11 protein-coding genes, 4 tRNA genes, 1 rRNA gene and 1 riboswitch are annotated in these 11,610 nt (G+C 39.7%); of the genes, 14 read left to right on the forward strand and 2 right to left on the reverse strand.

The features are described from left to right. Window positions 1-111: 111 nt before the first annotated feature. The 3 genes from J2S05_RS17805 to J2S05_RS17815 all read left to right on the forward strand — a co-directional run bounded on the left by J2S05_RS17805 (window position 112) and on the right by J2S05_RS17815 (window position 1,730). Window positions 112-648: a GNAT family N-acetyltransferase gene (locus tag J2S05_RS17805; RefSeq protein ID WP_306985197.1), complete on the forward strand. Its 537-nt coding sequence runs from the start codon at window positions 112-114 to the stop codon at window positions 646-648. 27 nt (window positions 649-675) lie between these two features. Then, the gene (locus tag J2S05_RS17810; RefSeq protein ID WP_306985200.1) at window positions 676-1,416 is read left to right on the forward strand and encodes an AAA family ATPase; all 741 of its coding nucleotides are present in this window, start codon (window positions 676-678) and stop codon (window positions 1,414-1,416) included. A 113-nt stretch (window positions 1,417-1,529) separates the two neighbouring features. Beyond that, complete coding sequence (locus tag J2S05_RS17815; RefSeq protein WP_306985202.1) at window positions 1,530-1,730, forward strand: hypothetical protein; 201 nt, start codon at window positions 1,530-1,532, stop codon at window positions 1,728-1,730. Between the two features lie 9 nt (window positions 1,731-1,739). Here the strand turns inward: J2S05_RS17815 and J2S05_RS17820 are convergent, their stop codons facing one another. Next, window positions 1,740-2,204, reverse strand: a complete 465-nt coding sequence (locus tag J2S05_RS17820; RefSeq protein WP_306985204.1) for an SAM-dependent methyltransferase — start codon at window positions 2,202-2,204, stop codon at window positions 1,740-1,742. 144 nt (window positions 2,205-2,348) lie between these two features. Then, a riboswitch (cyclic di-AMP (ydaO/yuaA leader) is annotated at window positions 2,349-2,509 on the forward strand. Window positions 2,510-2,599: 90 nt separating this feature from the next. On the opposite strand from J2S05_RS17820, the gene J2S05_RS17825 reads away from it, so the two are divergent. From J2S05_RS17825 to J2S05_RS17835, 3 genes are read left to right on the forward strand one after another with little or no spacing between them, the layout of a single operon-like run. Next, window positions 2,600-3,010 (forward strand): adenine nucleotide alpha hydrolase family protein, encoded by a 411-nt coding sequence (locus J2S05_RS17825; RefSeq protein WP_306985205.1) that lies wholly within the window; start codon window positions 2,600-2,602, stop codon window positions 3,008-3,010. Between the two features lie 32 nt (window positions 3,011-3,042). Further along, a complete protein-coding gene (locus J2S05_RS17830) occupies window positions 3,043-3,699 on the forward strand; it encodes a potassium channel family protein (protein ID WP_306985207.1) in 657 nt (218 codons plus the stop codon). Next, the gene (locus tag J2S05_RS17835; protein ID WP_306985208.1) at window positions 3,692-5,068 is read left to right on the forward strand and encodes a TrkH family potassium uptake protein; all 1,377 of its coding nucleotides are present in this window, start codon (window positions 3,692-3,694) and stop codon (window positions 5,066-5,068) included. The genes J2S05_RS17830 and J2S05_RS17835 overlap by 8 nt, the downstream gene beginning before the upstream one ends. Before the next feature lie 128 nt (window positions 5,069-5,196). On the opposite strand, the gene J2S05_RS17840 is transcribed toward J2S05_RS17835, so the two are convergent. Then, on the reverse strand, window positions 5,197-6,126 hold the full coding sequence (locus J2S05_RS17840; RefSeq protein ID WP_306985209.1) for an NAD(P)/FAD-dependent oxidoreductase: 930 nt from the start codon (window positions 6,124-6,126) through the stop codon (window positions 5,197-5,199). Window positions 6,127-6,285: 159 nt separating this feature from the next. On the opposite strand from J2S05_RS17840, the gene J2S05_RS17845 reads away from it, so the two are divergent. The 8 genes from J2S05_RS17845 to J2S05_RS17880 all read left to right on the forward strand — a co-directional run. Continuing rightward, window positions 6,286-6,699 carry an Rrf2 family transcriptional regulator gene (locus J2S05_RS17845; RefSeq protein WP_306985211.1) on the forward strand — a complete coding sequence of 138 codons (414 nt, stop codon included), beginning with the start codon at window positions 6,286-6,288 and terminating at the stop codon, window positions 6,697-6,699. Window positions 6,700-7,144: 445 nt separating this feature from the next. Then, the gene (locus J2S05_RS17850) at window positions 7,145-8,977 is read left to right on the forward strand and encodes an assimilatory sulfite reductase (NADPH) flavoprotein subunit (RefSeq protein WP_306985212.1); all 1,833 of its coding nucleotides are present in this window, start codon (window positions 7,145-7,147) and stop codon (window positions 8,975-8,977) included. A 25-nt stretch (window positions 8,978-9,002) separates the two neighbouring features. After that, the gene (gene cysI, locus J2S05_RS17855; protein WP_306985231.1) at window positions 9,003-10,724 is read left to right on the forward strand and encodes an assimilatory sulfite reductase (NADPH) hemoprotein subunit; all 1,722 of its coding nucleotides are present in this window, start codon (window positions 9,003-9,005) and stop codon (window positions 10,722-10,724) included. Between the two features lie 209 nt (window positions 10,725-10,933). Continuing rightward, window positions 10,934-11,007, forward strand: a tRNA-Arg gene (locus J2S05_RS17860). Between the two features lie 25 nt (window positions 11,008-11,032). After that, window positions 11,033-11,109 (forward strand) — tRNA-Pro (locus J2S05_RS17865). Between the two features lie 33 nt (window positions 11,110-11,142). Then, window positions 11,143-11,216 (forward strand) — tRNA-Gly (locus J2S05_RS17870). 43 nt (window positions 11,217-11,259) lie between these two features. Beyond that, window positions 11,260-11,336: transfer RNA gene (locus J2S05_RS17875), tRNA-Ile, on the forward strand. Window positions 11,337-11,544: 208 nt separating this feature from the next. Then, a 16S ribosomal RNA gene (locus J2S05_RS17880) occupies window positions 11,545-11,610 on the forward strand; the annotation flags it as partial.

Below are 11,610 nucleotides of genomic sequence, written 5' to 3' on the forward strand. Positions count from 1 at the left end.
TCAGGCTTTTTTAATAGATGTATGAGCTATTATAATAGAAAACTCGATATTCAATATAATTCCAACGACTCTAGATATATAATGAAATGAAAAAGGGAAGGAAGATTGTTTGTGGATATTACCTATAAAAGGCTCAGTAACGAACTGGATGACCTCATAAAACTCTATACAACGTCTCATTGGACGTTTCATGCCGATCCTAGCCCATCCGAACGTGAGATTCGAAAGAGATTTGAGTCAGGTTGGTTTACAGATGACAGAGAAACCTACTGGATCATTGAGGGTGGAGAGGCGGTGGGGTTGGTCATGTTAGGGGATGTGTCAGATTCGATTCCGCTTCTTTATGATATTCGACTGACTGAGAGTGCAAGGGGAAAAGGCATTGGAGTGAAGACGTTAGAATGGGTAGCCCAGACACTATTTCAACGATCGGACACGGTTATTCGGATTGAGGCTTTTACACGAGTAGATAACGTAGCCATGAGAAAAATATTTAGCCAAAGTGGTTTTGTGAAAGAAGGATATTTAAGAGATTCTTGGGAGAATGATGATGGGAGTGTCATGGATTCTCTGTGTTATGCGATGATTCGGCAAGACTGGGAAACAGGTTCGGCCACGCAGATTAAGATAGATGATGTTCCATACTAATCGTATGAAAAAGGTAAGGTGATAATCATGTACCTAAAAAGAATTACACTTTTGCGTGATAAGGTTTCATCCTATCAATCATATCCCTTCTCTATTCCTTCTGTTAAGCATCTTCATGAGCTAGAATTAGACAAGGCTGTTACTTTTTTTGTGGGTGAAAATGGTTCAGGTAAGTCAACTCTACTTGAAGCGATTGCAGATAAATGTGAGTTTAATATGGCAGGTGGCGGACGGAACAACAGTTATCAACTACACGCATCTGAATCCGTTCTTGGTGAGTATATACGACTTGCTTGGCTACCTAAAGTGACCAATGGGTTTTTCCTCAGGGCCGAATCATTTTATCAATTTGCTAATCATCTTGATGAGTTAAAGCGAGATGACCCATCCTATCAATATCAATTGTACGGAGGTAAATCTTTACACCACCAGTCTCACGGAGAATCATTTCTATCATTATTCATGAATCGTTTTAAAGGCGGCAAAGCTCTGTATCTTTTGGATGAGCCCGAGGCAGCCTTATCACCAGCAAGGCAATTAGCTTTCATAAAAGTGATTCATGATCTAGCTACAAAAGGCCAGGCTCAATTTATCATTGCGACGCATTCTCCCATTTTGCTAGGCTATCCAGATGCAGATATCCTCAGTTTTGATCATGAGAAAATCTCACGTGTATCCTATGAAATGACAGATCATTATCAACTTACGCATACTTTTCTTCAAAATCGGGAGAGAGTCTTAATGGATTTACTTAAAGAAGAGCCGTAAGAATGAACTTTTACGGCTTTTGATAGCTGTAAAAAGAGTGTATAGAGACTTAGTGTGATTATGTTATAATGGATGTATATGTAATTTATTCCAGTGTGAAGAGGAGGATCTTGATGGCTCTATATCTTCTACCCATTATTCCGATAGGTGGTTTGTATGTGTTGGTATTTGCTCTTAATGGAGTTCTTGATACATTGTTTGGATTAGAACCTAGTATAAAAAAATGGGCGCTTTCCTCAGCCATTATTACAATCATCATTTTTATGGTCTTTTATTTACTCTCAATTTTAACGGGGGAGCAGGCTATCTATTAGTCTGACAGCCTACTTTTTGCTCCAATATTCTTTCATTAAATCGTGAGACCATTCGGGCTGAATAACCGGCCCGTGTGGGAGAAACTCTTTCATTACAGGCTTGATGTCGATGATCGGTGTTCCATCAATACAATCTAATCCTTCTACAACTAAACACTTCCCCTGTCTACTGATGAGCTTAACCGTGGTAAGACCCAAACGGTTTGGTCTGTTTTTACCTCTTTGTGCAAAGATCCCAACTAAGGGTAAGGCAGGGTTATTCCTCGGATGTCTGGCACCCTTCATTATTTTTTCTTCTTTGACTTTATGAAAATAAAAGAGTACTTCAAGATGTGAGAATGTTTCCACTCCTGCTAAGGATTCCTCTGAAAATGAATCATTAACCAAAATGGTTGATTGAACTGAACCCCAGTTATCATCTTCTATTTCTCTCCTTTTGTTTGATACCGTGCCAATCGCCTCGATTGTGAACATGATATTCGCCTCCAATTTATATTCAATAAAAAGTATACTTATGATTATACATTATTTTCCTTTAGTCTTCGTTAAAAAAAATATAAAAAAAAGCTTTATTTATTCGAATAAGAGGCGTATGATCATTTTTAGAATTAGTATTTAACTGAAGAAACGCAGAATATTTCAGCTGAAATAGTGGGGGAACCAATGAAGACCATGAATGGTCTCTGGGGTGAATTGTATGAGAGCTTTGGCTCCATATAACGGGCACTCTCAAGTCCGAATCCGACAGCTAACCTCGTATGCGTTTTGAGAGAGAATAATCGGTGCTGATGTGTAAGGCTCCTAGATGAAGCTCTCTTTTCTTGGAGTTTTTTTTGTGCTGTTAGGATTTAATAAGGAGGTTTAATATAATGAACATGGAAGAAAAAATAATGGTTTGTCATATTTCAGAAAATCAAAGCGGGGATCCTCTACTAAAAAGAGGTGTCGAGCTATCACAAATGTTCGATTCGCCATTATGTATATTGTATCTAAGTGGACAATCAGAGAAAGAACAAGAATACAAAGATCAATTAGACCGATTAGGATGTCAAAAATTGGTCGATGATAATCGTATGAGCTCTATATTCCAGACATATAATGGCCAGGATAAATTGCCACAGATTATTTTGGATAAAGCGCGGGAGAATCAGATCACACAGCTTGTCATTGGACAATGCAGCCAATCAAGGTGGGAGCTATTAAAAAAAGGTGATTTTGTTAATCGTCTTGTTAGTAAGATGGGCGATATTGATTTGCACATCGTTCCTGTTAGTAAGTAGTCGCTTGTAAGGGATATAGGAGGAGAACGGTCTTGAAGAAGCAATTCATTGTTATTGGGCTAGGTCGTTTTGGCAGTAGTTTAACTAAAACATTGGTTGAAGCTGGACATGAAGTTCTCGCAGTGGATAAGGATATAAGCCTTGTTCAAGAAATGGCTGAGATTGCTACTCATGCTATTCAAGCCGATTCGACAGACGAGTCTGTCTTAAAAGAGTTAGGTGCTGGGAATTTCAGTCATGGCATTGTAGCGATAGGTGAGAACCTACAAGCCAGTATTCTTACGACCCTTCTTCTAAAAGAGATGCAGATCCCTAAAGTGACCGTTAAAGCTAGAAATATTATGCATGGCAAGGTCTTAACTAAAATTGGTGCTGATCAAATTGTTTATCCGGAGCGTGACATGGGAATCCGCCTTGGTAGACAATTAAGCTCTGATAACCTTATTGATTATATTGAACTATCTCCTCACTACCATTTGGTTGAGATGAAGGCTCCTAAAGCGATGAATGGATTAACCCTTCAACAGCTAGACATTCGTGCAAAATATGGATGTAATGTTATGGCTATTCGTTCAGATGAAGAAATTAATATTTCTCCTCGAGCAGAAGACACCATTCAAACCGGTGATACCCTGCTTCTGATTGGTTCGAGTGAAGAAATTAATGAGCTGGAACGCAAGTATGAATAGGCATAGGAATCATAAGTTTATAAAAATTAACGTAAATCAGCTGACAAACCGTATGAGCCCGCCTCAGTTTATCATGCTGATTTTTCTATTGTTGATTTTTATTGGGACCGTCCTTTTATCTCTCCCTATGTCAGCGGCAAGTGGATTGTCAGTCGGGTTACTTGATGCGTTTTTTACAGCAACATCAGCTGTATGTGTAAATGGCTTGGTGGTTGTGGATACAGGAACGGTTTATTCTGTTTTTGGTCAGATTGTCATTGCTGTCCTCATTCAAATAGGTGGATTAGGATTCATGACCATGGGTGTCATTTTAGCCATTTTGCTTGGAAAGAAAATTGGGTTAAAACAAAGATTAATTATTCAACAAACGACTCAATCCAAGTCAACATCAGGGCTTGTAAAACTATGCCTATACATTTTTTGTATTGCTTTTGCATTTGAAGCCATCGCGTCTGTTATCTTAACCTTTCGCTGGGCAGGCGAGATGGGCTGGGGGCAGGCAGCATATAACGCTGTTTTTCACTCTGTCTCTGCTTTTAATAATGCTGGATTTGCTTTATGGTCAGACGGCTTATCCTCTTATATTGGTGACCCGGTTGTGAATATAGTCATTATCACCCTGTTTGTTTCTGGTGGACTGGGTTACATCGTGATTGTGGAGTTATTCAGAAAGCGCACATGGAAGAAGTTTTCGCTTCATACGAAGATTGTTTTACTTAGCTCAGCCATATTATTGGGTGTTGGGTTTGTTCTGTTGCTGTTACTTGAGAGTTTTAATCCAGCCACATTTGCTCAATTGAGTTGGAGCGAGAGAGGCTGGGCGGCGTTTTTTCAAAGTGCTACCCCAAGAAGTGCAGGGTTTAATACTTTAGATATTAACAGCATGTTATCATCGTCTCAGTTATTAATTATCATCCTGATGTTTATTGGTGCTTCCTCAGGAGGAACTGGAGGCGGCATAAAAACAACGACTTTCTTTGTGTTAATCTTAGCAACGATTAACACATTCCGCGGGGGCGGACAGATCCATGCGTTTGACCGCAAAATATCGATGGATATTATCATGCGCGCCTTAGCGGTCGTTGTCAGTTCAATAGCTTGTGTACTTGCTGTCTCATTAATGTTAACAGTCACTGAAGGTATGTATGAAGATCATTTTCTTGAAGTATTATTTGAAGCCACCTCGGCCTTTAGCACAACAGGTTTATCAATGGGACTTACAAGCGAACTTACGTCTACTGGGAAAGTGATTGTAGCCATAACGATGTTTATTGGAAGACTGGGACCTTTAACGCTAGCCTATGCTCTTGCAAAAAAGAGCCGAAAATCGAAGTTGGGTTATCCAGAGGATCATGTGTTAATTGGGTAACATATTTTTAAATCACAGAATGAAGGGCCTAACCATGACGTCGTCAGACATATCATGGTTAGGCCCTTTTTTGCCCGCTTGTTTAGAGTAAAGCAGACGAATGACTATACTAAACTCCACTCAATTTCTTATTGAAATTCTTCATTTGTAAGATCAGCATTCAAAGCCACAGCCGCTTTGTTTCCTGATGCAGCAGAGACGATTAACTGAGAGTAAGCAGGGCTTATTGCATCACCTGCCGCATAAATGTGCTCCTTAGAGGTTCTTCCGAATTCATCCACAACTAATGCCCCGCTTTCAGTAAAGTCGCAGCCTAATTCATCTCGTAATGGATTAAAAAGAAAAGTGGGATTAACAAAGCCACCTGAACGCTTAATGATTACACCTGACTCAAACTCGACCTCCGACAGTTGACCGTATTCACCATGAAGCCTTCTTATTTTCTCCGTCGTGATCGTAATGCCTTTATTCTCGAGTAGCGCTCGATTTTCTGAGGATATCTCCGTTCCATTTGTAGCTAAGACCAAATCCTTAGACCAATTAAATACTATTTTCGCCAAGTGCGCAGCATGTTCTGAATCATTAATGATGATGAGCGGTTGGTCTCTCAGCTCCCACCCATCACAATAAGGACAATTAAAAAGGCTTTTTCCGTATAAGGTTGATATTCCTTCAATAGATGGTAGAGATTCTTTAAATCCAACGGCCAAGAGTATTTTCTTTGCATGAAATGTTTGTTCATCCTTAGTCACAACGTTAAAATAGGAGCCATCTTCGATAAAGGTAATACTTGTAACCGTATGAGCTATTGATGTAATGGAAGGATACGTAGCTAATTCTTGTCTGCCAATTTTTCTGAATTCAGATGGAGATGTGCCATCTCGTGTGATAAAGCCATGTGATTCATGTGTAACTTGATTTCTGTTGCTATTATCATCAAATAAAAGAATATTTCTGCGAGCTCTACCTAATACAAGAGCAGCGCTAAGGCCTGCTGGGCCACCTCCAATGATGGCACAATCAAAAATAGAGTTTGTTCGAATTCTATCTGCTGACATAAAATCTCCTTCTTTCATGTATATTAAAGATACTTTATATCTATAATAAGGCGGTTCTATATAATATGCAATCTTTATATCTTGGCTTTATTGACGTAGTTTCATCCTGCTGAGATAATAATTTTAACTAATGAATCATAACGTAGGTGATAAAACAAAATGAATTATTCAAAAGGAACGAATTATGCGTTACATACTATGCTTTATCTTGCCACGCAAAAAGATAATCCTGTAGTAGGTGTGCAAGAACTAGCTAAACATCAATTGGTTTCTCCAACGTACTTGTCAAAAATATTAACGAAGCTTACGAAGTATGGACTTGTCGAATCCTATTCAGGGGCCCAAGGTGGATATCGTTTAAGTCGTGACAAGTATGAAATCTCCTTCTTGAATATAATCCAAGCGATTGAGGGGAACACGCCTTTGTTTAAAGGGTGTGATAGTAATGGCCCTGGTTGTCTAATCGAAGCAGTAATGAAAGAATCAGAAAAGAAAATGGAAGAATATCTGCAGCTTAGAACCATTGGTGATGTTGCTGATCAACATGAGCAGACAAAACTAGAAGATGAATGAATCATAAACCAAACAAATACGAATGAGGAAAACCGTATCTTCTAGAACGGTTTTTTTTGTTTAAAAGAATCTAAGTAGATTCTTCTTTATTAAAGATGTAAATAGTACTTATGCAAAAGTTTTATAAGAGAAGGGTTTGTTGGGGATAGGTTGCCCCACGCTCGAAGGATACACAATTTGACGGTGCAGCCTGAATGTGTGGTTTCAAAAGAATAAGCTGTATTACTAGGTGTTGAAGGGGCTTATGGAGAATAAATAGGAATGCAACGCTATCAAAAAATAGACCTTTAGAGAAGGAAAGAAAACGTTAAATCCTATTTGACACATAGGTTTTATAAAGTTAGGATGAGGTAGTAAATTAAGAATAGTACAAAGTAAAACTTTCTATAAAATAATGATAATAAAATAAGATGGCAAAAATCATCGCTTTGTGAGGTGGATATCGTTGCAGCTTCATAGTCAAAATAGTCCTTTTACTAAAGAACAAGCCGACCTACTGAATCTATTACTTCCTACTTTAACGACTGAACAGAAGATCTGGATTAGTGGATATCTTGCTGCTAGTCAAACTGAAGTATCTCCATCTTCAAATGAGGGGACTGAACCTACTGTTCATTCTGCTCCGTCGGTAGATCAAAAAATAAAGGAAGTAACCATTTTATTTGGTTCGCAGACGGGAAACGGACAAAACTTGGCCGAGGAATATGCTCCTAAGCTTGAGAACAATGGATTTCAAGTGAAGGTCTCTTCAATGAATGACTTTAAAACAAAAGATCTAAAAAATATTCAAAACTTATTGATTATTGTTAGTACTCATGGAGAAGGGGATCCGCCGGACAACGCTCTATCATTCTTTGAATTTTTACACGGAAGAAAGGCTCCTAAGCTAAACGATGTGAATTACTCCGTGCTAGCTCTTGGCGATACATCCTATGAATTCTTTTGTCAAACGGGGAAGGATATTGATCATCGACTGGAGGAATTAGGGGGTAATCGTCTATATCCACGGGTAGATTGTGATGTAGATTTCAGTGAAGATGCAACAGAGTGGATAGAAGGTATCTTATCTGGGCTGAGTGAAACACTTGAAGAGAGTCCTATCGGTGTTCCATCTTCAACAGTTAGCCCAACGTCTGAAGGAAATCAATCGAGTTATTCTAGAACGAATCCATTTAAAGCAGAGGTTTTAGAGAACATCAATCTTAATGGACGTGGCTCAAATAAGGAAACTAGACATTTGGAGCTATCATTAGAGGGATCAGGTCTTACGTTTGAGCCTGGTGATAGTTTAGGTATATACCCCGAGAATGATCACTTATTAGTAGACCTTTTAATAGAGGAAACGAGTTGGGATCCCAATGCCTCCATTCAAGTGAATAAGCAAGGAGACGTTCAGACATTACGAGAGGCGTTAATTTCTCATTTTGAAATTACGGTTTTAACAAAGCCCTTATTAGAAAAAGCGGCACAGCTCTCGTCTAAAGATGAATTAAAAGCGTTACTTGAAACTGGTAAGGAAGATGAATTAAGAAGCTATCTTACTGGTCGAGATTTACTTGATTTGATACGTGATCATGGTCCTTGGAAAGCAGACGAGGTTGAATTTACTTCGATTCTCAGGAAAATACCACCGCGCTTGTACTCGATTGCTAGTAGTTATCAGGCAAATCCGGATGAAGTTCATCTAACGATTGGTGCATTAAGATATGATTCTTATGGTCGTGAAAGGAAGGGTGTCTGTTCTGTTCAATGCGCTGAACGATTACAGCCTGGAGACACAGTTCCAATCTTTATTCAACGCAATCAAAATTTCAAGCTGCCAACGAATGAAGAAACGCCTATTATTATGGTGGGACCAGGAACTGGAGTTGCACCATTTAGATCATTTATTGAAGAGCGAGAAGAGTTAGATATAAGCGGGAAGTCATGGCTGTTCTTTGGAGAACAGCATTTTGTTACAGACTTCTTTTATCAAATTGAATGGCAGCGTTGGATAGAGGAAGGAATATTAACGAACTTAGATGTAGCCTTTTCTCGTGATCAAGAACAGAAGATCTATGTACAGCACCGTATGCTTGAAAAAAGCAAAGAGTTGTACGAGTGGCTAGAGGCTGGAGCGGTAGTCTATGTGTGTGGAGATGAGACGCACATGGCGCATGATGTGCATTCTACCCTACATTCAATCTTACAAACAGAAGGTGGACTAAGCTCAGATCAGGCAGAGGCTTATTTGGCAGATTTGCAGCAACAAAAACGGTATCAGAGGGACGTCTACTAATTGATAGGCATGGGAGGAGATTATGATGGTGAAGACAAATAGTGTTCATGCTCAGGAGGGACCTCCAAGTGATGTTGAACAAATCAAAGAAGAAAGCCAGTATCTACGCGGATCATTAGCTGAAACATTAAATAATCCTTTAACCGCAGGAATTCCGGATTGGGATAACCGTTTAATGAAGTTCCATGGGAGTTATTTACAAGATGATCGTGATCTTCGTAATGAACGCCGCCAACAGAAATTAGAACCAGCCTATCAATTCATGGTAAGGGTTAGAGCCCCAGGTGGAGTAGCTACACCAGATCAATGGCTAACGATGGATCGATTGGCCCTTCAATATGGAAATGGAACATTAAAGCTTACCACCAGGCAGGCTTTTCAAATGCATGGCATTCTTAAATGGAATATGAAAAAAAGTATTAAAGAGATCAATGATTCGCTAATGGACACTCTTGCAGCCTGTGGAGATGTGAACAGAAACGTGATGAGCAATCCAAACCCATATCAATCAGAGATTCATCAAGAAGTATATGACTGGTCCCGTAAGCTAAGTGACTACCTGTCCCCAAGGACTCGTGCCTATCATGAAATTTGGTTAGACGAAGAAAAGGTTGTCGACAGTAAGTCAGATGAAGAAACAGAACCAATGTACGGCAAATACTATCTGCCTAGAAAATTTAAGATTGGAATTGCGATCCCGCCTTCTAATGATGTGGATGTTTATTCTCAAGATTTAGGGTTTATTGCCATTGTAGAAGAGGGAGAGCTAAAAGGATTTAATGTAGCTGTTGGTGGAGGCATGGGCATGACTCATGGCGACACAAATACGTATCCTCAATTATCGCGTGTCATTGGATATTGTACGCCGGATCAACTGCTTGATGTAGCCGAAAAGATCATTACTATTCAAAGAGACTACGGAAATCGCTCCGTGCGCAAATATGCTCGTTTTAAATATACTATTGATGCCAGAGGTCTAGATTGGGTTAAACAAGAGTTACATAACCGATTAGGTTACGAGCTGGCCGAGGCTCATGAATACCAGTTTGACCATAATGGTGATCGCTATGGTTGGGTAAAGGGAACAAATAAAAAGTGGCACCTTACTCTATTTATACAAAATGGACGTATTGAGGATACCAAAGAGTACCCATTAATGACCGGTTTAAGAGAAATTGCTAAGGTTCATACAGGTGATTTCCGAATTAGTGCAAATCAAAATCTTGTCATCAGTAATGTAACAAGCCATAAGAAACGCAAAATTAATGAACTAGTCGAACAATATGGACTGACAGATGGGAAAGAATACTCTGCTCTTCGAAGAAGCTCAATGTCTTGTGTAGCGTTACCTACCTGTGGCATGGCAATGGCAGAGTCGGAACGATATCTTCCTTCCTTGATATCTAAGATAGAAGTATTGCTCGAGGAATCGGGTTTGCGTGAGGAGGAGATTGTGATTCGGATGGCCGGATGCCCTAATGGCTGTTCGCGGGCTGCCCTCGGTGAGATTGGATTCATCGGTAAAGCGCCAGGTAAGTATAATGTATATCTCGGAGCAGGTTTTGCTGGGCAGCGATTAAGTAAGATGTATCGAGAGAACATTGGTGAAGCAGAGATTTTAGAAACCTTAAAGCCAATCATTGTCGATTATGCAAAGCATCGTAAGGAAGGCGAGCACTTCGGGGACTTTGTAATTCGTTCAGGCTATGTAAAAGAAGTTCTTTCTGGAACAGATTTTCATGAATGAAGGACTATGAGATGGAGGTATACAGCACCTTTTATGAAGAGGTGCTGTTATACTTAAACTGATTGAATAAAAAGACATCTTAAAAGTTGTTAAGTTTTTTTAAAAAACGCTTGATGCTTTTTGTCGGACGTGATATATTATTACTTGTCGTTAAGAGCGACACACTAACCAATGTTCTTCAACTGGTTGCACAATGATTGTTTTCATTTGCGCCCGTAGCTCAACTGGATAGAGTACTTGACTACGAATCAAGCGGTTAGAGGTTCGACTCCTCTCGGGCGCGCTTATCTTTTCTATTAAATAGGCTTCGGGAAGTAGCTCAGCTTGGTAGAGCACTTGGTTTGGGACCAAGGGGTCGCAGGTTCAAATCCTGTCTTCCCGACCATTTACTATTTGGTCGTTATTACTTAAATATTGTGCGGGTGTAGTTTAGTGGTAAAACCTCAGCCTTCCAAGCTGATGATGTGAGTTCGATTCTCATCACCCGCTCCAAATTTTATATTTGGCAGAACGTACTTTTTTTATGCCTTTTTTGGGGCCTGTAGCTCAGCTGGTTAGAGCGCACGCCTGATAAGCGTGAGGTCGGTGGTTCGAGTCCACTCAGGCCCACCAAAAAATACTTGTTGACAAACGCTTCGGTGTTTGATAATATTTAAAAGTCGCCAATGAGCGATGCGAGTTCTTTGAAAACTGAACAAAAGCCAAGCGTACGAAGAGATACATAGTATCTCATAGTAATAAAAAAGTCGCAGTTCATTCTGTGCAATTGGAAAGTTGATGGAGACATCAACGCCAGCAGTTGAGCAATCAACTCACCACTTTTATGGAGAGTTTGATCCTGGCTCAGGACGAACGCTGGCGGCGTGCCTAATACATGCAAGTCGAG

Source organism: Alkalicoccobacillus murimartini (genome assembly GCF_030813245.1).
GTDB lineage: Bacteria > Bacillota > Bacilli > Bacillales > Bacillaceae_D > Alkalicoccobacillus > Alkalicoccobacillus murimartini.

Coding starts and splice junctions, on each gene's coding strand:
- J2S05_RS17810 (WP_306985200.1), top strand. CDS start 676: ATGTACCTAAAAAGAATTACACTTTTGCGTGATAAGGTTTCATCCTAT.
- J2S05_RS17815 (WP_306985202.1), top strand. CDS start 1,530: ATGGCTCTATATCTTCTACCCATTATTCCGATAGGTGGTTTGTATGTG.
- J2S05_RS17820 (WP_306985204.1), bottom strand. CDS start 2,204: ATGTTCACAATCGAGGCGATTGGCACGGTATCAAACAAAAGGAGAGAA.
- J2S05_RS17825 (WP_306985205.1), top strand. CDS start 2,600: ATGAACATGGAAGAAAAAATAATGGTTTGTCATATTTCAGAAAATCAA.
- J2S05_RS17835 (WP_306985208.1), top strand. CDS start 3,692: ATGAATAGGCATAGGAATCATAAGTTTATAAAAATTAACGTAAATCAG.
- J2S05_RS17840 (WP_306985209.1), bottom strand. CDS start 6,126: ATGTCAGCAGATAGAATTCGAACAAACTCTATTTTTGATTGTGCCATC.
- J2S05_RS17845 (WP_306985211.1), top strand. CDS start 6,286: ATGAATTATTCAAAAGGAACGAATTATGCGTTACATACTATGCTTTAT.
- cysI (WP_306985231.1), top strand. CDS start 9,003: ATGGTGAAGACAAATAGTGTTCATGCTCAGGAGGGACCTCCAAGTGAT.